Here is a 20,422-nt window from a genome sequence, read left to right on the forward strand (position 1 = left end):
ACTCCGCGGCCTCGCCCCGGATTTGGCGAGTCGACGCCAACAGATGTCGCTCTTTACCAAAACTTGGTAAAAGCGATTACTGTTACCCGTAGTAAATCAACTCCCTTGATCTGTCCCGCTATGGGGGGCAATACCCGCTTCTGACGCATCGGTACGCGGCACCCTGTGTGGTCGCGCGATATCACCTGGTCGTGTACCGGTTATCTGGCCGTTACTAGCCAGTAATGAACCCCTTGTGTCAACAGCGCGAATGCACCACGATCGGCGACGCTCGGTCCATTTCCGTATCAGCACGGCAGCCAGTCGCGCCCTCGGTCCATGGGTCCCCACCGAGCGGTCCGGCGGCACTGCCGCCGGCCCGGACAGGGGGGTTCCTGCCCACCCGGCAGGGCCTGTCCAGAGGTTGCGCGAACGCGTGGCCAGTGGTTGTCGCTCGGGGGTGATCGCCGGTGGTTCCGGGACGCGGTTGGCGCCTCCGGAGGCAGGCGCTCTCCTTCCCGAGGACGTAGCACTTCTCCCATCCCAGGACGGGCTCCCACCCGATCCGGAGATGTACGTCCGAGAAGGAGGACATTCATGGAGTCCCAAGTTCGTGGCGGGACCAGATGGAGGCGGTTCGCTGTCGTCATGGTGCCGAGTGTGGCCGCGACGGCAGCGATAGGTGTCGCGCTGGCACAGGGCGCGCTCGCGGCCTCGTTCAGCGTGTCCGGCCAGAGCTTCAAGGTCAGCGCGGACCGGTTGGTCGGTTACGACTTCATCCAGTACGGCAGCATGGACGCCGGCACGGACCTCAAGGGGAACAAGACCGAGAACCCGGTCGCCGTCTCCGGGTTCAGCAGCGCGACCATCACCAACATGTGCCAGTCGGTGGTCACCCCGAACGTGCCGGTCTTCGGTTCCATCAGCCTGGAACTGCGGGCCGGTACGGACGCGGACAAGCCGGTCAGGGCGACCAACATCTACATCGACATCGCCCAGTTGAAAGCCGACGCCGAGTTCTCGAAGATCGACATCGGTGTGGCGGCCGGCGACAAGAGCAACAAGACCGGCATCAACCCCGGTGACCGGGCCAACCCGAACGGCTTCGCGCAGCGTGCGGAGAAGGTCACGCTCACCAAAGTGGAGCAGACGGCATGGGCGACCACGGCCGGCACCTTCACGCTGAACAACCTGAGCCTGAAGCTGCACAAGGACGCCAAGGAGTGTTACTAAGCACCCGCCCGGGCGGGCGGGTTCGTCACTGCACGGGCCCGTCCGCCCGCTCCGAACATTCTCACAGCAACACCGGTACCAGGGAGCTGTTTTCCATGAGCGCCGAGTCTTCAGGTCCCCGAGGCTCCTCGGATTCCCCCGGCCGATTCACTTACTGGCGTCTGCGGTTCCGCGGCTGGCGCGGTACCCGGCCGTTCTGGGCGGGGCTGTTCACGCTGTTCAGCGGGTTCCCGATCGCGTACTTCCCCTATGCGGAGTTGAAGATCGGGAACCTCACGATGGCGATGGCGACCACGGCCGGAGCCGGATCGCTGATCATCGGCGTCCTGCTGGTCACCCTCGGTCTGACGATGTGGTTCCACTCGATCGTCAGAGTGTTCGCGGGCGTCGCCACGATCATGCTGTCGCTGGTGTCGATCCCGGTCTCCAACATCGGCGGCTTCTTCATCGGCTTCCTGTTCGCCCTGATCGGCGGCGCACTCTCGATCTCCTGGGCCCCTGGCGTACCGGCCGCGCCCGGCGCCGAGGGCCGCACCCCGCACGAGGCTCCGGGGCCCGACGGCGCCGGTGACCGCCTCCCCTTCCCCGGTTCACGGGACGGGGAGGACCCGAACGTGACGGATACGACTGCCCACGCCAACGGCGGGAGGAACAGTGCGGGGTGACGACGCACAGCGCATCGCGGCGGGTGGCGATGGCCCCAGGGTGAGAAAAGGGCCGCGGCACGCGGCCCCGAAGAAGTCCCTTCTGACGAAGCTCCAGATACCCGCCGGCAAGGCGATGGCCCTGGCGGCGATGCCCACCGCGGTCTTCGTGGGCATGGGGCTCACGCCCCGGCTCGCGATGGCCGAGGGCAGCGACGACATCCCCTTCGCGCCGGGCCCCTGTGTGACCCGCTCGGACGAACCGTCCGCGTCGGCCTCGGAGTCGCCCTCGCCCTCGGCGTCCGCGACGAAACCGGGCACGGACCCGGAGGCGGAGGAGCCCGGAGCTTCCCCGTCGCCCTCGGCCTCGGACACCGCGCGGCCGGAGCCCTCGGGGTCCGGCGCGGGGTCGGACTCCGGCTCCGGCTCCGGATCCGGCTCCGGGGCGGGCGATGCGCAGAAGCCCGTCGACCCGGACCCCACGGCCACCTCCAGCCCCAGCCCCACCCCCACCCCTACGGAGTCCACGAACCCACTGGACCCGCTGGGGCTCGGTGACGCGCTGGGTGACTTCTTCGGCGTACCGGACAAGGACGCGACGGACAGCCCCGCGCCGAGCACCTCCGCCACCGCGAAGCCGGACGGGGCGGGGAAGGACGACGAGGAGAAGCCCGCCGGGAAGCCGGCCGCCGGATCGTCGGACGACGGGGCGGCCTCGGACGACGACTCGGACGACGAGGGTACGGGCGAGGGCGAGGGCGCGGACGAGGGTACGAAGGACGACCCGGCCGCCGAGAAGGCCAAGGACGCGATCAAGGAGGCGGCCCGGAAGGCCGGCGCCGAGGTCGAGGAACTCGACGACGACGCCAAGGGGCTCAAGGCCCGCGAGGACGACGACATCCCGGCGGGCGCGCAGGGCAAGGAGCCGTACCCCTGCCCGACGGCCGACCCCGATGCCCTCGCCGCGGCCACGGAGGAGCAGGGCCTTCCGCTGCTCCCCGACGACCCCTGGACACTGCACAGTTCGCTGCTGACGCTGAACGGCCTCGACTACAAGGGCATCGTCGAGGTACGGACCTACAGCGGCAAGATCAAGAAGGTCCTGAAGTTCACGGCCGCGTCCCTGGACATCAGGGACCTGGACCAGACCGTCGTCTACCCCCAGGGCCGGACGGCCCATGTGGAGGCACGCGCGGGCTCCACGTCGACCATCCGCGACGGCGAGGTGACGATGTACACGGAGGAGCTGAAGGGCAATCTCTTCGGCCTGATCCCGATCACCTTCAGCCCGGAGACCCCACCCCCGCTGAACGTCCCGTTCGCCTTCTTCACGGACGTCAAGGTCACCCAGGCGGGCCAGTTCGGCGGCACCCTGACCATCCCGGGGCTCCACAACTACATCACCGGCTGAGTCGGTTGAGCCGGTTGAGCAGCCGTTGAGCAGCCGTTGAGCCGGCTCCCCCGGTCCGGCTCGCGCAGCGGCCCCGCCGGCAGCGGGAGCGCCGGCGGGGCCGCGGGGACAAGCGGGTGCGTCAGGCGGAGGCGCCGCCCAGGTGGTGGACGCGGACCATGTTCGTCGTGCCGGGGACACCGGGGGGCGAGCCCGCGGTGATGATCATGGAGTCGCCCTCGCTGTAACGCTGGAGCTTCAGCAGCTCCTCGTCGACCAGGTCGACCATCTCGTCCGTGCTGTGCACCCAGCGGACGATGAAGGACTCCACGCCCCAGCTCAGCGCGAGCTGGTTGCGGGTCGACTCGTCCGTCGTGAAGGCCAGGATCGGCTGCTCCGCGCGGTAGCGGGAGAGCCGGCGGGCCGTGTCGCCGGACTGGGTGAAGGCGACCAGCGCCTTGCCGCCCAGGAAGTCCGCGATCTCGCACGCCGCGCGGGCCACGGAACCGCCCTGCGTACGGGGCTTCTTGCCGGGGACCAGCGGCTGGAGGCCCTTGGAGAGCAGCTCCTCCTCCGCCGCGACCACGATCTTCGACATCGTCTTGACGGTCTCGATCGGGTACGCGCCCACCGACGACTCGGCGGAGAGCATGACCGCGTCCGCGCCGTCCAGGATCGCGTTCGCGACGTCGGACGCCTCGGCGCGCGTCGGACGGGAGTTGGTGATCATCGACTCCATCATCTGGGTCGCCACGATCACCGGCTTGGCGTTGCGGCGGCACAGCTCGATGAGGCGCTTCTGCACCATCGGGACCTTTTCGAGCGGGTACTCGACGGCCAGGTCACCACGGGCCACCATGACGCTGTCGAACGCCGCGACGACGGCCTCCATGTTGGCGACGGCCTGCGGCTTCTCGACCTTGGCGATGACGGGGACCCGGCGGCCCTCCTCGTCCATGATCTTGTGGACGTCCAGCACGTCGTGCGCGTCGCGGACGAACGACAGCGCGACCATGTCGCAGCCCATCCGCAGCCCGAAGCGCAGGTCGTCGATGTCCTTCTCGGAGAGGGCCGGGACGTTGACCGCCGCGCCGGGCAGGTTGATGCCCTTGTGGTCGGAGATCACACCGCCCTCGATGACGATGGACTTGACCTCGGGGCCCTCGACCTCGACGACCCGCAGCTCGACGTTGCCGTCGTTGATGAGGATCTGGTCGCCCTTGGAGACGTCGCCGGGCAGGCCCTTGTAGGTGGTGCCGCAGATCGACTTGTCGCCGGCGACGTCCTCGGTGGTGATGGTGAACTCGTCACCGCGCACCAGCTCGACCGGTCCCTCGGCGAAGGTCTCCAGGCGGATCTTGGGGCCCTGGAGGTCGACGAGCACGCCGACCGCGCGACCGGTGTCCTCCGCGGCCTTGCGGACGCGGTGGTACCGCTCCTCGTGCTCCGGGTGGCTCCCGTGGCTCATGTTCAGACGGGCCACATTCATGCCGGCCTCGATGAGCGACTTCAACTGCTCGTACGAGTCGACGGCTGGGCCCAGGGTGCAGACGATTTTGGAACGGCGCATGAGGCGGATCCTATCGGTTTGTTTCGATGCGGAATATTCCGTCTGGTGGAAAGTACAAATGGGCGGGTGTGCGCTCAGGCGATAGATGTGCGAAGGGCTGGCGACGCGTCGTCGTCCGTCCGCTCCACCAGGGCGAAGGTCTGCCGCGCGATCTCCAGCTCCTCGTCGGTCGGCACCACGGCCACCACCACCCGGGCACCGTCCGGCGAGATGACCCGCGGTTCGTCGGAACGTACGGTATTGCGCTCGGCGTCCACCGCCAGGCCCAGGTTCTCCAGGCCCGCCACCGCAGCTTCCCGTACCGCCGCCGCGTTTTCCCCCACACCCGCCGTGAACGCCACCGCGTCCACCCGGCCGAGTACCGCGGTGTACGCGCCGATGTACTTCTTCAACCGGTGGATGTAGACGTCGAAGGCGAGCCGTGCCAGCTCGTCGCCCTCCTCCACCCGGCGGCGGATCTCGCGCATGTCGTTGTCCCCGCAGAGGCCGACCAGACCGCTCTTCTTGTTCAGAAGTTCATCGATCTCGTCCACGGACATGCCCGCCACCCGCTTGAGATGGAAGGTGACCGCCGGATCGACGTCCCCGGAGCGCGTCCCCATCACCAGCCCCTCCAGCGGCGTCAGCCCCATCGACGTGTCCACGCAGCGGCCCCCCTCGACGGCCGACGCGGAGGCGCCGTTGCCGAGGTGCAGCACGATGACATTGACCTCGGACGGGTCCTTGCCCAGCAGCTCGGCCGTCCTGCGCGAGACGTACGCGTGCGACGTGCCGTGGAAGCCGTAGCGGCGGATACGGTGCGCGTCGGCCGTCGCCGTGTCGATCGCGTACCGCGCGGCGTGCTCCGGCATCGTCGTGTGGAACGCGGTGTCGAAGACGGCGACCTGCGGCAGGTCGGGGCGGAGCCGCTGGGCGGTACGGATCCCGGTGAGGTTGGCTGGGTTGTGCAGCGGCGCGACCGGCACCAGCCGCTCGATCTCCGCCAGTACGGCGTCGTCCACGACCGTCGGCGCGCTGAACTTCAGCCCGCCGTGCACCACCCGGTGGCCGATCGCCGCCAGCTCGGGGGAGTCGAGACCGAGCCCGTCGTGCGCCAGCTCCGCCGCGACGGCCTCCAGCGCCGCCGTGTGGTCGGCGATCCCGCCCGTACGTTCGCGCTTCCCGCCGGGGCCGGACACCAGCGGGGTGTGCACCAGGCGGGAGCTCTCCTCGCCGATGCGCTCGACCAGTCCGACGGCGAGCCGGGAGCTGTCCGCCATGTCCAGGAGCTGGTACTTCACGGACGAGGAACCGGAGTTGAGGACGAGGACACGGGTGGCGCGGGGAGTCACTGGCTGCTGGCCTTCTGCTGGAGGGGGAACGGAGGGGGACGTGCTCGTACGGGGGAGGGGCCCGGTCATACGGGCGCGTCCTGCGCCTGTATCGCGGTGATGGCGACGGTGTTCACGATGTCCTGCACCAGCGCGCCGCGCGACAGGTCGTTGACCGGCTTGCGCAGCCCCTGGAGCACCGGGCCCACGGCCACGGCGCCCGCCGAGCGCTGCACGGCCTTGTAGGTGTTGTTGCCGGTGTTCAGGTCCGGGAAGATCAGCACCGTCGCCTGCCCGGCCACCTCCGAGTCCGGCAGCTTGGTCGCGGCGACGGACGGCTCGACCGCCGCGTCGTACTGGATCGGGCCCTCGATGCGCAGCTCCGGCCGGGCCTCGCGCACCAGCTTCGTCGCCTCGCGCACCTTGTCGACGTCCGCGCCGGAGCCCGAGGTGCCCGTCGAGTACGAGAGCATCGCGATCCGCGGCTCGACCCCGAACCGGGCGGCGGTGACGGCGGACTGGACGGCGATGTCCGCGAGTTGCTCCGCGTTCGGGTCCGGGTTGACCGCGCAGTCGCCGTACACCAGCACCTTGTCGGCGAGGCACATGAAGAAGACCGACGAGACGATCGACGCGTCCGGCTTGGTCTTGATGATCTCGAAGGCGGGGCGGATCGTCGCGGCCGTCGAGTGCACCGAGCCCGAGACCATGCCGTCGGCGAGGCCCTGCTGGACCATGAGCGTGCCGAAGTAGTTCGGGTCGGCCACCACGTCGTACGCCAGCTCCACCGTGACGCCCTTGTGCTTGCGCAGCTCCGCGTACCGCTCCGCGAAGTCCTGGCGCAGGTCGGAGGTGGCCGGGTCGATGAGCTGGGTGGCCGACAGGTCGATGCCGAGGTCGGCGGCCTTCTTGCGCAGCACGTCGAGGTCGCCGAGCAGCGTCAGGTCGCAGACGTCGCGGCGCAGCAGTACGTCGGCGGCGCGCAGCACGCGCTCCTCGGTGCCCTCGGGCAGCACGACCCGGCGGCGCAGGGAGCGCGCCTGCTCCAGCAGGTCGTGCTCGAACATCATCGGCGTGACATGGCCGCTGCGGGCCACCGACATCCGCGCCAGCAGATCGGCGGTGTCGACATGGCGCTCGAAGAGGCCGAGCGCGGTCTCCGCCTTGCGGGGCGTCGCCGCGTTCAGCTTCCCCTCCATGCCGAAGAGTTCGGTGGCGGTGGGGAAGGAGCGGCCCGGTACGGAGACCACCGGGGTGCCGGGCGCGAGCCGGGCGGCCAGGGTGAGGACGGTGTCGTCGGGCCGCTCGTCGAGGGTGAGCAGGACGCCCGCGATGGGCGGGGTGCCGGCCGAGTGCGCGGCGAGCGCGCCGACCACCAGATCGGCCCGGTCGCCGGGGGTGACCACCATGCAGCCGGGGGTGAGGGCGCCCAGGAAGTTGGGCAGCATGGCGCCGCCGAAGACGAAGTCCAGCGCGTTCCTGGCGAGCCCGGAGTCGTCGCCGAGCAGCACGGTGCCGCCCAGCGCCTGGGTGATCTGGGCGACGGTCGGGGCGGCGAGCGCGGGCTCGTCGGGCAGCACATGGCAGGGGACGGGGAGCTGCGCGGCCAGGCCCTCGGCGATGGCGGTACGGTCCTCGGCGGCGACCCGGTTGACGACCATGGTCAGGACGTCGCAGCCGAGCACCTCGTAGGCGCGGTGTGCGTTGCGCGCCTCGGCGCGTACGGACTCGGCGCTCTGGCCCTTGCCGCCGACGACGGCGATCACGGAGGCGCCGAACTCGTTGGCCAGCCGGGCGTTGAGCGACAGCTCGTCGGGGAGCTGGGTGGCGGCGAAGTCCGTGCCCAGGACGAGGACGACCTCGTACCCCCGCGCCACCCCGTGGAACCGCTCCACCAGCCGTTGGACCAGTTCGTCGGTGCCCCGTTCGGCCTGGAGGGCGGCGGCCTCGTGGTAGTCGAGGCCGTAGACGGAGGAGGGGTCCTGCGACAGCCGGTAGCGGGCGCGCAGCAGGTCGAAGAGGCGGTCGGGGCCGTCGTGGACCAGCGGCCGGAAGACCCCCACCCGGTCCACCTGGCGGGTCAGGAGCTCCATGACTCCCAGCTCGACGACCTGCCGGCCGTCCCCGCGATCGATCCCGGTCACGTACACGCTGCGCGTCACGCGTGCTCTCCCGTTCCTGCTCATGGCCCGTTCCGCGGCGCGCCGGCCGGGGGATCGTCCCCGTGGCCCCGCGGGATGGGTCCCGGTTCGTGTGGACCACCAGGGGAGTTCGCGCCCCCGGTGAGTGGCGCATGAATGGCGCGATCCCGTTGGGGTGGCCATGTCCTCTTGACAATACCTCCGGGGATCGTTAACGCACCCGGGCAAGCCCCAGGCGTAAAGCGACCATGGCGGCGGGAGAAAGCCCAGGTCAGAACGTTTCTTCAAGCCGCTGGACGCGTGCCGGGCGGCTACCCCGGAGCCCTCGTACGAAACGAACAGTGACGCGGTCAACAAGACCGATGGCCGGTACGTGGCCCCGATCACCCGTGGGAGGATCGGACGCGCACGGGGCCGCGTACGAGGATGCGCGCGACGCGGATTGACGGCACCACGAGCGAGCAGGAGACACAGCACGATGCGTATCGGAGTTCTCACCGCAGGCGGCGACTGCCCCGGCCTGAACGCAGTGATCCGTTCGGTCGTGCACCGCGCCATGACCGGCCACGGCGACGAGGTCATCGGCTTCGAGGACGGCTTCAAGGGGCTGCTCGACGGCCACTACCGCCCCCTCGACCTCAACGAGGTCAGCGGCATCCTCGCGCGCGGCGGCACCATCCTCGGCTCGGCCCGGCTGGAGCGCGGCCGGCTGCGCGAGGCCGCCGAGAACTGTGCCGAGCTGGCCCGCCAGTACGGCATAGACGCCCTCATCCCGATCGGCGGCGAGGGCACGCTGACCGCGGCCCGGCTGCTCTCCGACGCGGGTATGCCGGTCGTCGGCGTACCGAAGACCATCGACAACGACATCCACTCCACGGACCGCACCTTCGGCTTCGACACCGCCGTCACCGTCGCCACGGAGGCCATCGACCGCCTCAAGACCACCGCCGAGTCCCACCAGCGGGTGATGGTCGTCGAGGTCATGGGGCGGCACGCGGGGTGGATCGCGCTGGAGTCCGGGATGGCGGGCGGCGCGCACGGGATCTGTCTGCCGGAGCGGCCCTTCGAGGTCGACAGCCTGGTGAAGATGGTCGAGGAGCGCTTCTCCCGGGGCAAGAAGTTCGCGGTGATCTGTGTCGCCGAGGGCGCGCACCCGGCGGAGGGCTCGATGGAGTACGGCAAGGGCGAGATCGACCAGTTCGGGCACGAGCGGTTCCGCGGTATCGGCAACGTCCTCGCGTCGGAGCTGGAGCGCCGGCTGGGCAAGGAGGCCAGGCCGGTCATCCTCGGCCATGTCCAGCGTGGCGGCACCCCGACGGCGTACGACAGGGTGCTCGCGACGCGGTTCGGCTGGCACGCGGTGGAGGCGGCGCACCGCGGCGAGTTCGGCCGGATGACGGCGCTGCGCGGCACGACGATCGAGATGGTGCCGCTGGCGGAGGCGGTCACGCAGCTCAAGACCGTGCCGACGGACCGGATGTTCGAGGCGGAGTCGGTGTTCTAGCCCGCTGAAAGGGGCTGGGCCGTTTCGTTCGGATCAGCCGATCGGCCGGTCCCGCGGCGGGCTGACCACGACGATCCACCGTGCATCCGACAACGGCTGCCGACCGCTGCCGGGCGCCGTGGGCGGCGCCCGGCCGGGATCACCGGCGTGGTTCCCAGCGAAAGAGGCGGGAGGCCAGCCCGACGGCGACGACGACCCAGCCCAGTGTGGGGACCAGCAGGATCAGGGAGTCCGCGACGGGTACGTCGCCGTCCCAGGCATGGACGACCAGTTCGGTGGCGGCGCCGCCGGGAAGCAGCCGCTTGAGCAGGGCGAGGTCCTCGGTGCCGGTGAGGCCCACCCAACTGGTGACCGCGATCACCGACAGGCTGACGGGCAGCGTGGTCACCTGAGCGTGCTCCGGCGAGTTGGTGAGCCCCGCCGTGGCGAGTGCCAGGCCGACCATCATGGTCAGCGTGGCCAGGACCGCGACCGCGAGGAGCGGGATCCGGGACGGTTCGGTGGCGACCACGCCCAGCACGATCAGGATCACGACCACCTGGACCAGCGCGATGACGGTGACCGGCAGGAGCAGCCCCGTGAGGATGCCGACGTCGCCCGCGGCGGTGGAGCGCAGCCGTTTGAGGAAGAGGTTCTGCCGACGCGAGGCCAGCGTGGTCACGGCCGTGGTGTAGAGCCCGAAGGCCATCACGGTGAACATCACGATCGCCGCGATGTAGCCGAGGCCGGCCAGATCCTCGAAGATCTCGTGCTGGTAGACGAAGGACGCGCTGACGGCGACCGGCACGACAAGACCGGTGACCAGAACGAGCCGGTTCCGGAAAATCTGGATCAGCTCACTGCGAGCGATCGCGAGCATGGGGTTGGGTCCCTTCGTGGCAGAGCGTTGGTGGGTTCAGCCGCCGGTGATGGCGCGGAAGACGTCATCGAGGCGGGTCGGACCGGCCTGCAGTTCCCGGAAGTCCACCCCGGCGTCGTGAGCCCAGCCCAGCAGGCGGTAGAGGTCCTCCTGCAGGCTGAAGGTCTCCACGCGGAAGGCCCCGTCCACGTGCACAGCCCCCTTCGGCGGCTCGGGAGCGCCGGCCGGGAGGGCGAAGGTGATCACCGACGGCAGGGTCTGCGTCAGCTCGACGACGGTCCCTTCACGGTGGAAGGTCCCCTGGTGCATGAGCCCGATGCGATCGGCGCGTTGCTGCGCCTCCTCCAGGTAGTGCGTGGTGAGCACGACCGTGGATCCCTCGTCGCGCAGCCTGTCCACGGCGGCCCAGAGCGCGTCGCGGGACTGGATGTCCAGGCCGGTCGTCGGCTCGTCCAGGATGACCAGCTCGGGCCCGCCGTACGCGGCGGTGGCGAAGTCCAGACGGCGTTTCTCGCCGCCGGAGAGCTGCGAAACCCTGGTGCCCGCCTTGTGGGTCAGACCCACGACGCCCAGAACGCGGTCGACGTCGTCGTGCCGCCGGGAAAGCGTGCCGATCAGCCGGACCGACTCCTTCACCGTGAGATCCGGGGAGAAGCCGCTCTCTTGCAGCATGATGCCCATCCGCGGGTGCACGGCAGCACGGTCGCGCGGGCTCTGCCCCAAGACGCGGACGGTGCCCGACTCTGCCGGCCGGTGTCCCTCGATGACCTCAAGGGTCGAGGTCTTGCCCGCGCCGTTCGTGCCGAGCAGTGCGTAGAGCTCGCCACGCCGCACGTGGAACGACAGGTCCTTCACGGCATGGAAATCGCCGTAGCGGACGTTGAGCTTCGTGACCTCGATGACTGTTGTGGTGGACATGGCTCGATTCCACCGACCCTGACGCGGTCCCGGTAGTGGCGTCGTATCACGTCCGCGCCATGACGTTCCTGGCAGCCAGGCATGACGCAGTGTCACTGGTGCACCGGAAGCTCCGCACGGATACTGGCTGAACGATGTCTGAAATCACCGAGGCGACGACACAGGGACGGCTGCGCCGGCTCAACCTGATCATGCTGCTCCCGGTGATCGCGGTCAGCGGGGTGTACCTGGTGGCACTGGACGCCGGGTCCTGGTCGGACGCCGTGGTCCTGAGCCTGGGTGTGGTCGCGGCGCTGGTGGCCTTCGTGTCCTGGGCGGCAGGCACACTGACCGCCCGGGTCGCCGTGCCGTGCCTGGTCCTCGCCGCGGGCGTCTGGCTCTTCGGCGCGCTGGTGGCCGGGAGCGGGAAGGCGGTCTTCGGCCTGACCATCGTGGGCCCGCTGGTCGTGCCGCGGCTGCGCCGCCACCGTGGCGCGGCCGCCGTCACCCTGGTCGCCTACGTCGCCGTCGTGGGCGCGGCACGCTTCCTGCTGACGGATGTCGACCCGCGTCAGGTGCTGATCGGGTACGTCATCGTCCCCGCGGGCGTCACCGCCATCGTGACGGGGTTGATGTTCCCCAACAAGCAGTTCTACGACGTCGTCCACGAGTTGGAGGAGTCGCGTCGGCATGAGGCGGAGCTGGCCGTGGTGCGTGAGCGCATGCGGTTCGCCAGCGACCTGCACGACATCCAGGGGCACACCCTGCACGTGGTGAAGCTCAAGGTCGCCCTCGCACAGAAGCTGCTGCACCGCGACCCAGGCCGGGCGGAGCAGGAGTTGCGCGAGATCCGCTCGCTCGTCGGCGACACCATCGCCCAGACCAAGGAGCTCGTCTACGCACAGCGTCGGCTCAACCTCCCCGCCGAGCTGGAGAACGCGAAGAACCTGTTCGAGGCCGCCGGCATCACGGTGCACATCCGCCGCGTCGCGGACGTGGACAGCCGGGCGGGCGAGCTGCTCGGCCAGGTCCTGCGCGAGACGACGACCAACATCCTGCGGCACGCCCAGGCCAGGGAAGTCCGGATCAGGTTGTCCGAGTCGGGCATCACCATCGTGAACGACGGCGTACCGGACAAGCCGCTCCCGGAACTCAGCGGTCTCGCCGTTCTCGAACAACGTGTGGCAGACAACGGGGGAAAGCTCACGGTGGAACAGAAGAACGGGCGTTTCCTGACCACCGCCGACTTCCCGTCGCCCGGCCCCGAGGCACAGGAGGCCCGATGACCACCATCGTCATCGCCGACGACGAGGCACTCCTGCGCAAGGCGCTCGCCGCGCTGCTGCCGCTGGAGGGCGACATCGTTGTGCTCGCCGAAGCCGCGGACGGCGAGGACGCCGTCCGCGCCACCCTGCGGTACCGGCCCGACGTGCTCGTCATCGACCTGGAGATGCCCGGCGTCGACGGGCTCAGCGCCGTCTCGGCGATCCGCGGCGTCCGGCCGGACCAGGTGATCCTCATGCTGACCAGGCACGCCCGGCCCGGGGTACTGCGCCGGGCACTGAAGCTCGGTGTCCAGGGATTCGCCAGCAAGTCCGCCGACCCGGCGGACATCGCGTCCGTCATCGCGACCCTGCACGAGGGGCGGCGCTGGATCGACCCGGACGTCTCCGCGCTCGCCCTCATCGACGACTGCCCCCTCACCGACCGCGAGGTCGACGTCCTGCGCGCCACGGCCGACGGCTACTCCGCCGTCGACATCGCCGGTCAGCTCCACCTCGCCGAGGGCACCGTCCGCAACTACCTCTCCCAAGCGATGCGGAAGACCCAGACCCAGACCCGGCACGAAGCGGCGCGGTACGCCCGCGAACACGACTGGTTGTGACGTGTACGCGTGTGCAGGCGCGTGCCGCGGCCAGGACCGTATCGACCGAGGACACCTTCCCCGACCGGCCACCCAGCCGTGACGCTCAAGGACGCATCGATCGGAATCGGCCACGTCAACGGGATAGATGAGCTGTCAACGTTGTCGTTACACTCCCTCAATGAACGCAACGCCTCACTGGCTGACCTCGGAGCAGAAGGTCGCCTGGGACAGTTTCATCCGCATGCAGGAGACGCTCATCGGGCGACTCTCCCGTCTGCTTCAGGCCGACTCCCAGATGTCCGCCTCCGACTACGTCGTGTTGGTGAGTCTCACCGAAAGAGGCGGCGGGCGGATGCGTTTCCTGGACCTGGCCAAGCTGGTGGAGTGGGAGAAGAGCCGCATGTCCCACCAGGTCCGGCGGATGACGACGCGTGGACTGGTGGCCAGGGAGGACTGTCCCGATGACGGACGCGGAGCGTTCGTCGTCGCCACCCCGGCCGGCTACCGGGCGATCGAGGAGGCCGCGCCCCTGCATGTCGAACACGTCCGACGACTGTTCATCGACGCCCTCACCCCGGAAGAACTCGACACGCTCGGCCGGATCTCGAGCCGCGTCCTCGCCCATATGGAGAAGCAGTCCGACTGACCGGGCGCCCTGCTCGACCTGACGGTCGATCCCGATCTGCCGATCATCGAGGCCACCCCTGTAGGTGATACGTCAACCGAATTGGGTTAGTGTGGATCGAGACGCGCACGGTGGACTTGAGGGAGGACACATGGCGGTGGAAGTGAGCGACGTTCCCGGAGCCAAGCGGTACGAGGCCCGGGTCGACGGAAAGGCCGAGGTCGCGGGCGTCGCGGAGTACATCCGCACCACGGAGCTGATCGCGTTCGTACACACCGAGGTCTCGCCGGAGTACGAGGGCAGGGGAGTCGGGGCAGCACTGGCCCGCACCGCCCTCGACGAGGCGCGGGCCGCGAACCTGCGGGTGCTGGCCACCTGTCCGTTCGTCTCGGGGTGGATCGCACGGCATCCCGACTACCAGGACCTGCTGTACCAGTCCCGCAGCAATGTCAGCGACTGAGCGGCCGGGCCCGACGGTGCCGAGGCCGGGCGCCTGGCCGGAGTGATGCGTCGCTGTCCATCGGGCGCGTTGCGGTACGAACTCGTGGACGGCGGGGTCGGTGTTAACAGGACGGCCTAGCCCTTCACCGCGCCGCCGAGGGCGAAGCCGCCGCCCAGCTTGCGCGAGATCAGGAGGTAGAGCGCCAGCACCGGCACCGAGTAGAGGATCGAGAACGCCGCGAGCTGCCCGTAGATCACCGAGCCGTAGTTGCCGAAGAAGGTGAAGATGGATACGGAGGCGGGCAGTTGCTCCGGGGTGAGCAGCAGCATGAACGGGACGAAGAAGTTCCCCCAGAGCTGGATGAAGGTGTAGATCGTCACCACGGTCAGCCCCTGGCCCATCAGGGGCAGCACCACCCGGGTCAGCGTCTGGAGGTTCGACGCCCCGTCCGTCCACGCGGCCTCCTCCAGGACGACCGGGACACCGTCCATGAAGTTCTTCATCAGCCAGATGGAGAACGGCAGTTGGGAGGTGGCCAGGAAGAGCGCGGTGCCGTGCAGGGTGTCGATCAGGTCGACCTGCACGAAGAGCCCGTACACCGGGACCATGATCGCGGTGATCGGCAGGCACGTCGTGAACAGGATCGTCAGCAGAAACGGGCGGTTGAAGCGCGAGCGGTAGCGGGAGAGCGGGTACGCGGCGAGCGCCGCGCAGACCACCGTCAGCAGGGTGGCGCTCCCGCACAGCAGCACGCTGTTGATCATCGGGGTGAAGGTGATCTCGTCGGTGAGGACCGCGTCGAAGTTCTCCGTCGTGGCCGCGGAGGGCAGCCGTACCCGCAGATCGGCTTCCGTGTCGACGGACGCCAGGAGCAGCCAGACGAGGGGGAGGGCGAACGCCGCGCCCGTCAGCAACAGGGCCGCGTCCGCGGCCAGTCGGCGCCGCATCACACCTCCACCTTCATCAGCCGCAGATAGACCACCGAGAAGAGCGCCCCGACCAGCAGCAGGAGCAGCGCGACCGCCGTGCCGTAGCCGATCAGGCTCTTCAGGAACGCCTGGTCGTACATGAACACCGGCAACGTCTGGCTGCGGTTGCCGGGGCCGCCGCGGGTCATCGCCCAGATCAGCCCGAAGACGGAGAGGGTGGAGAGGGTGTTGAGCATCAGGTTGGTGCCGATGGAGCGGCGGATCATCGGCAGGGTGATGTGCCACAGCCGCCGTACCCCGCTCGCGCCGTCGACCTGTGCCGCCTCCGTCACGTCCTGGGGGATCTCGGCGAGCGCCGCCGAGTAGATCAGCATCGAGAAGGCCGTGCCGCGCCAGACGTTGGCGAACGACACCGCCAGGATCGGCAGGGTGAACAGCCAGTTCTGGGAGGGGAGATGGAGCGTCTCCAGGATCGCGTTGAGGGTGCCCTCGCGGCGGAAGAAGGCGTAGAGCAGAAACGCGGCGACGATCTCGGGCAGCACCCATGCCGCGATCACCAGCGCGCCGGTGAGGGTACGGACCGGGCGCGAGGCCGCGCGCATCAGTCCGGCGAGCGCCAGCCCCAGGGTGTTCTGGCCGAGCACGGCCGAGACGACCGTGAAGACGAGCGTGAGCCACACCGCGTTGCGGAACGCCTCGTCGGCGAAGGCCCGGCGGAAGTTCGCCAGACCGACGAAGTCCGAGGACGACGAGCCCGTCAACTGCGTGTCCGTGAAGGCGATCCAGGCGCAGTAGCCGATCGGCCCGGCCAGGAAGAGCAGCAGGAGGGCGGTGGCCGGGGCGATCGGCAGCCACCGCCACACCCCGCTCTGACGCCGCCCCTTCCGGAGCCCGGAGCGCCACCGCCCGGATCCGGATCCGGATCCGGACCCGTTCGGCCCGTCGCCCGGCATCCCCTCCGCCGCACCGCTCGCCGCACCGCCCGGCACCCCGTCCGGTGTCCCGGCCCGGAGCCCCGCCGTACTCACTCGCCGGTCACCGCGCCGTCGACGATGGTCCGTAGCTGCTCGTCGTACGCCTTCGCCGCCTCGGCGGGGGTGCCGTCCCCCGTCGTCACCGTCTCCATCGCCTCGCCGATCGCCGTCGACACCTGCGGATAGACCGGCAGCGCGGGCCGGTAGTGGGTGAACTCGACCAGCTTGGTGAAGAACCGGATGCCCGGCATGGACTTCAGATAGCGCGGATCGGCCGCCACGTCCTTCCGTACGGCGATCTGCGCGGCGGCGACGTCCCACGCCACCGCGTTCTCCGCCGTCTGCAAGGTCTTGATGAACTCCCAGGCCAGATCAGGGTTGTTGGCCTTCCGCGGAATCGCCCAGGTCCAGCCGCCGGACATCGACACCGCGCCCGGCGCCTGGCCGCGCTGGGTGGGCATCGGCGTCTGCGCCAGATCCCGCGACCACGCGGACCACTCCTTCGGCCCCGCGTTGATCCAGTTCTGGCCCATCCAGGAGCCGTCCAGCGAGATCGCCAGCTTCCCCTCCGGGAGGAGTTCCGTCGCGACCCGCGTGCCGATGTTCGGGTCCAGCGCGTCCGAGAGGTCCGGGCCCAGCTTCTCCGCGTACACCGTGCGGACGAAGCCCAGCGCGTCCCGGAACCCCTGCCCGCCGGTCACCCACTTCTTGGCGGCCGGGTCGTAGAGCGGGTCCGCGCCCGTCCCGTACAGCAGCATCTCGAAGCCCTGCATCACCGCCGCCTCGCCGGGGGCCTTGCCCGTGTAGACGTTCAGCGGGACGACCCCGGGGACCTTCTCCTTGACGGTACGGGCCGCGTCCAGGACCTCCGCCCAGTTCTTCGGCGCCCAGTCGGCGGGCAGCCCGGCCCGCGCGAAGATCTTCTTGTTGAACCAGAGGCCACGGGTGTCGGTGCCGTCCGGGATGCCGTACGTCTTGCCGTCCTCGGCCCGGGCCGCCGCCTTCGCCGTGTCGACGAACTGGTCCCAGGCGTCCCACTTCGCCACGTACGGGTCCAGCGGGCGCAGATAGCCCGCCTTGATGTCGGAGTTGATCAGGAAGGTGTCCTCGTAGACCAGATCCGGGGCGGTCTTCGCGGAGCGCATCATCTGCTGCGCCTTGGTCGCGTAGTCGTTGTCCGGTGCCTGGATCGGGATCAGCTTGACCCGCTTGCCCGGGTGGGCCTTCTCGAACTCCCGCTTCACGGACTCCAGATGCTGGTCCTTGAAGCGGATCTTGTTGTCGGTGGAGCGGTTGTACGCGACCTTCACGGTGTCCGGATCGCTGCCGGAACCGCCGCCGCACGCGGTGAGCGAACCGGCCGCGAGGACGGTGGCGAGGACAGAGGCGAGGATGAGCGGGGCGGTGGGGCGCACGGGCACGACCTCCTCATGAGCCACGGGGGGCTGCCCGGCGACCGTAGGACCGGCTCAATCGCAGGGTCAATCCCCGTGCAGGGGCCAGTAGTTGGCTCCCCCCGGCGTGAGCCCCGGCGCATGACGGTGCGGGGCGCGCGCTCAGTGGGACGCGGGCAGCCAGCGGTACTGGAGCTCGGGCCGCCCCACCTGTCCGTACTGCGGACTGCGGACCGCCCGCCCGTTGGTCACCAGATGTTCCAGATAGCGGCGCGCGGTGATCCGCGAGATGCCCACCTCGGTGCCTAGCTCGCTGGCGGTCAGCCCGGTCGCGGACGCGCGGAGCGAACGGGTCACCGCCTCCAGCGTCGGCGCGCTCAGCCCTTTCGGCAGCGAGGACGGCTGCGGCGCCCGCAGCGCGCCCAGCGCCCGGTCCACCTCCTCCTGTCCGCTGGCCTCGCCCGCCGCCGCGCGGAACTCGGCGTACCGGGTGAGCCGGTCACGCAGCGTCGCGAACGTGAAGGGCTTCAGGACGTACTGGACGACACCGAGCGAGACGCCCTCCCGCACCACCGTGAGATCGCGCGCCGAGGTGACCGCGATGACATCCGCGTGGTGGCCGGCGGCGCGCAGGCTGCGCAGCAACTGGAGGCCGTGCCCGTCGGGGAGGTACAGGTCGAGCAGGATCAGATCGATCTCCGTACGGTCCAGCAGCCGCCCCGCCTCGGCGCGCGAGTGGGCGACGCCCGCGACCGCGAAGCCGGGCACACGGCCCACGTAGAGCTGGTGGGCGTCGGCCGCGACCGGGTCGTCCTCGACGACCAGCACCCGGATCGCCGTTCCCGCCGGGCCCGTGGGCGGCAGCGCGCTCACCGGTCCGCCTCCGTGGTGGTGGGCGCCTGCGAGGAGCCGCCGTCCGGCCGAGGAGCAGCCGTCGACCCGTCCGGCCGACGAACAGCCGTCGAGCCGTCCGAGGTGTCCGGCCGCGGGCCCAGCGGCAGCCGTACGGTGAACTCCGCGCCGCCCTCCGCGCCCCGCGCCAGCTCCACCGTCCCGCGCGCGCGGTGCACCGCCTGCCGTACGAGACCGAGCCCCAGCCCGCGACCGGGGCCCCGGGTGGACCAGCCGCGCAGGAACACCTCGTCCCGGTCGTGCGGATCGACCCCCGCCCCGGTGTCCCGTACCCCGAGCAGCAGCTCGTCTCCGTCCACCAGTGCCGTCACCGTCACCCGCGCGCCCTCGCCGCCCTGCGCCGCGTCCACCGCGTTGTCGATCAGATTGCCCAGGATGGTCACCAGGTCACGGGGAGGCAGCGTCGGCGGCAGCACCCCGTCGTCGATCCGGCTGTCGTCGGCGAGCACCAGCTCCACACCGCGCTCGTTCGCCTGCGCCGCCTTGCCCAGCAGCAGCGCGGCGAGCACCGGCTCGGCGACCGCCCCGACGACCTTGTCCGTCAGCTCCTGGGCCAGCTCCAGCTCCGCCGTGGCGAACTCCACCGCCTGCTCCACCCGTCCCAGCTCGATCAGCGAGACCACCGTGTGCAGCCGGTTGGCCGCCTCGTGCGCCTGCGAACGCAGCGCCTGGGTGAACCCGCGCTCCGAGTCCAACTCACCCGACAGCGCCTGAAGTTCCGTGTGATCGCGCAAGGTGATCACCGTACCGCGCTGCTCCCCGCCGACCACCGGTCGCGTGTTGACCACCACGATTCGGTCGGCGGTCATGTGCACTTCGTCCACACGCGGCTCCGAGGCGAGCAGTGCGCCCGTCAGCGGCGCGGGCAGCCCCAGCTCCGCGACCGGGCGGCCCACGGCGGACTCGTCGAGCCCCAGCAGCTCCCGCCCGCCGTCGTTCACCAGCGCGATCCTGCGCCCGCCGTCCAGCATCAGCAGCCCCTCGCTCACCGCGTGCAGCGCGGCCTGGTGGTAGTCGTGCATCGCGCTCAGCTCCGCCGCGTTCATCCCGTGGGTGTGCCGGCGCAGCCGCGCGTTGATCACGTACGTACCGAGCCCGCCGAGCGCCAGCGCCGCGCCCGCCGCCAGCGCCAGGACCCTCACCTGCTGCGTCACCTCGCTGGAGATCCGCTGCACGGTGATCCCGACGGCGACCAGTCCGGTGATCCGGCTGCCGTCCCGGACCGGGACCACCGCCCGCACGGAGGGGCCGAGCGTGCCCGTGTACGTCTCCGTGAACGCCCGGCCGTGCAGCGCGGGCGCCGTACGGCCCAGGAAGCGCTGCCCGATCTGCCCGGGGTCGGGGTGGGTCCAGCGGATGCCCCGCGGGTTCATGATCGTGATGAAGTCGATGCCGGTGTCGTGCCGGACCCGCTCCGCGTACGGCTGGAGCGTGGCGCTCGGATCCGGCGTACGGATGGCCTCCCGCACCGACGGTGAGTCGGCCAGCGCGTGCGCGGTGGCCAGAACCTGCTTGCGTGCGGTCTCGTCCGCGTGGGTACGGCTGGTCACGTAGGCGAAGACCGAGCACCCCACGACGACGGCCGCGACCAGGACGACCTGCATCGCGAAGAGCTGCGCGGCGAGACTGCGGGGTCGGGGCAGATGCATGAAACAAGAATGCCTGGCCTGATTCATATGAACGAAATGAACGTAAGGGTGACCGGCGTCACAACCGTGGTGGATAGTCACCGGGACCCCTCGGACAGGGACG

The 20,422-nt window shown here is 70.0% G+C and carries 18 protein-coding genes; 8 read left to right on the forward strand and 10 right to left on the reverse strand.

The window, feature by feature from the left end:
- The first annotated feature begins 576 nt into the window (after positions 1-576).
- The 3 genes from ACIO3P_RS34205 to ACIO3P_RS34215 all read left to right on the forward strand — a co-directional run bounded on the left by ACIO3P_RS34205 (position 577) and on the right by ACIO3P_RS34215 (position 3,267).
- A complete protein-coding gene (locus tag ACIO3P_RS34205; RefSeq protein ID WP_329829541.1) occupies positions 577-1,212 on the forward strand; it encodes a DUF6230 family protein in 636 nt (211 codons plus the stop codon).
- A gap of 95 nt (positions 1,213-1,307) precedes the next feature.
- Entirely contained in the window at positions 1,308-1,877 is a 570-nt protein-coding gene (locus tag ACIO3P_RS34210) for a DUF6114 domain-containing protein (protein ID WP_329829542.1), read from the forward strand.
- Positions 1,867-3,267 (forward strand): hypothetical protein, encoded by a 1,401-nt coding sequence (locus ACIO3P_RS34215; protein WP_401851059.1) that lies wholly within the window; start codon positions 1,867-1,869, stop codon positions 3,265-3,267. The genes ACIO3P_RS34210 and ACIO3P_RS34215 overlap by 11 nt, the downstream gene beginning before the upstream one ends.
- 121 nt (positions 3,268-3,388) lie before the next feature.
- On the opposite strand, the gene pyk is transcribed toward ACIO3P_RS34215, so the two are convergent.
- From pyk to pta, 3 genes are all read right to left on the reverse strand, one after another.
- A complete protein-coding gene (pyk, locus tag ACIO3P_RS34220; protein ID WP_329829544.1) occupies positions 3,389-4,816 on the reverse strand; it encodes a pyruvate kinase in 1,428 nt (475 codons plus the stop codon).
- Between the two features lie 74 nt (positions 4,817-4,890).
- Positions 4,891-6,147, reverse strand: a complete 1,257-nt coding sequence (locus tag ACIO3P_RS34225) for an acetate kinase (protein WP_401851056.1) — start codon at positions 6,145-6,147, stop codon at positions 4,891-4,893.
- Between the two features lie 65 nt (positions 6,148-6,212).
- Complete coding sequence (gene pta, locus ACIO3P_RS34230) at positions 6,213-8,288, reverse strand: phosphate acetyltransferase (protein WP_329829546.1); 2,076 nt, start codon at positions 8,286-8,288, stop codon at positions 6,213-6,215.
- A 457-nt stretch (positions 8,289-8,745) separates the two neighbouring features.
- Here pta and ACIO3P_RS34235 point away from each other — a divergent pair, with 457 nt between their 5' ends.
- Complete coding sequence (locus tag ACIO3P_RS34235) at positions 8,746-9,771, forward strand: ATP-dependent 6-phosphofructokinase (protein WP_329829547.1); 1,026 nt, start codon at positions 8,746-8,748, stop codon at positions 9,769-9,771.
- Positions 9,772-9,910: 139 nt separating this feature from the next.
- Here ACIO3P_RS34235 and ACIO3P_RS34240 read toward each other — a convergent pair whose 3' ends face one another.
- Entirely contained in the window at positions 9,911-10,630 is a 720-nt protein-coding gene (locus ACIO3P_RS34240; RefSeq protein WP_401851055.1) for an ABC transporter permease, read from the reverse strand.
- A 36-nt stretch (positions 10,631-10,666) separates the two neighbouring features.
- A complete protein-coding gene (locus ACIO3P_RS34245; protein WP_329829549.1) occupies positions 10,667-11,548 on the reverse strand; it encodes an ABC transporter ATP-binding protein in 882 nt (293 codons plus the stop codon).
- Positions 11,549-11,682: 134 nt separating this feature from the next.
- On the opposite strand from ACIO3P_RS34245, the gene ACIO3P_RS34250 reads away from it, so the two are divergent.
- The 4 genes from ACIO3P_RS34250 (at position 11,683) to ACIO3P_RS34265 (ending at position 14,479) form a co-directional block, all read left to right on the forward strand.
- Positions 11,683-12,813 carry a histidine kinase gene (locus ACIO3P_RS34250; protein ID WP_329829550.1) on the forward strand — a complete coding sequence of 377 codons (1,131 nt, stop codon included), beginning with the start codon at positions 11,683-11,685 and terminating at the stop codon, positions 12,811-12,813.
- Entirely contained in the window at positions 12,810-13,412 is a 603-nt protein-coding gene (locus tag ACIO3P_RS34255; RefSeq protein ID WP_401791225.1) for a DNA-binding response regulator, read from the forward strand. The genes ACIO3P_RS34250 and ACIO3P_RS34255 overlap by 4 nt, the downstream gene beginning before the upstream one ends.
- 160 nt (positions 13,413-13,572) lie before the next feature.
- The gene (locus ACIO3P_RS34260) at positions 13,573-14,040 is read left to right on the forward strand and encodes a MarR family transcriptional regulator (RefSeq protein ID WP_329829552.1); all 468 of its coding nucleotides are present in this window, start codon (positions 13,573-13,575) and stop codon (positions 14,038-14,040) included.
- 130 nt (positions 14,041-14,170) lie between these two features.
- Entirely contained in the window at positions 14,171-14,479 is a 309-nt protein-coding gene (locus ACIO3P_RS34265) for a GNAT family N-acetyltransferase (RefSeq protein ID WP_401851053.1), read from the forward strand.
- 116 nt (positions 14,480-14,595) lie between these two features.
- On the opposite strand, the gene ACIO3P_RS34270 is transcribed toward ACIO3P_RS34265, so the two are convergent.
- The 5 genes from ACIO3P_RS34270 to ACIO3P_RS34290 all read right to left on the reverse strand — a co-directional run bounded on the left by ACIO3P_RS34270 (position 14,596) and on the right by ACIO3P_RS34290 (position 20,319).
- Positions 14,596-15,408 carry a carbohydrate ABC transporter permease gene (locus tag ACIO3P_RS34270; protein ID WP_401791222.1) on the reverse strand — a complete coding sequence of 271 codons (813 nt, stop codon included), beginning with the start codon at positions 15,406-15,408 and terminating at the stop codon, positions 14,596-14,598.
- Entirely contained in the window at positions 15,408-16,418 is a 1,011-nt protein-coding gene (locus ACIO3P_RS34275) for a carbohydrate ABC transporter permease (protein ID WP_401851051.1), read from the reverse strand. The genes ACIO3P_RS34270 and ACIO3P_RS34275 overlap by 1 nt, the downstream gene beginning before the upstream one ends.
- Positions 16,415-17,779 (reverse strand): ABC transporter substrate-binding protein, encoded by a 1,365-nt coding sequence (locus tag ACIO3P_RS34280; RefSeq protein ID WP_401791221.1) that lies wholly within the window; start codon positions 17,777-17,779, stop codon positions 16,415-16,417. Before ACIO3P_RS34280 ends, ACIO3P_RS34275 begins: the two co-directional genes overlap by 4 nt.
- Before the next feature lie 141 nt (positions 17,780-17,920).
- Entirely contained in the window at positions 17,921-18,631 is a 711-nt protein-coding gene (locus tag ACIO3P_RS34285; protein ID WP_329829557.1) for a response regulator, read from the reverse strand.
- The gene (locus ACIO3P_RS34290; RefSeq protein ID WP_329829558.1) at positions 18,628-20,319 is read right to left on the reverse strand and encodes a sensor histidine kinase; all 1,692 of its coding nucleotides are present in this window, start codon (positions 20,317-20,319) and stop codon (positions 18,628-18,630) included. Before ACIO3P_RS34290 ends, ACIO3P_RS34285 begins: the two co-directional genes overlap by 4 nt.
- Positions 20,320-20,422: the final 103 nt, after the last annotated feature.

The organism is Streptomyces sp. NPDC087310, assembly GCF_044744405.1.
In the GTDB taxonomy this organism is placed as follows: domain Bacteria; phylum Actinomycetota; class Actinomycetes; order Streptomycetales; family Streptomycetaceae; genus Streptomyces.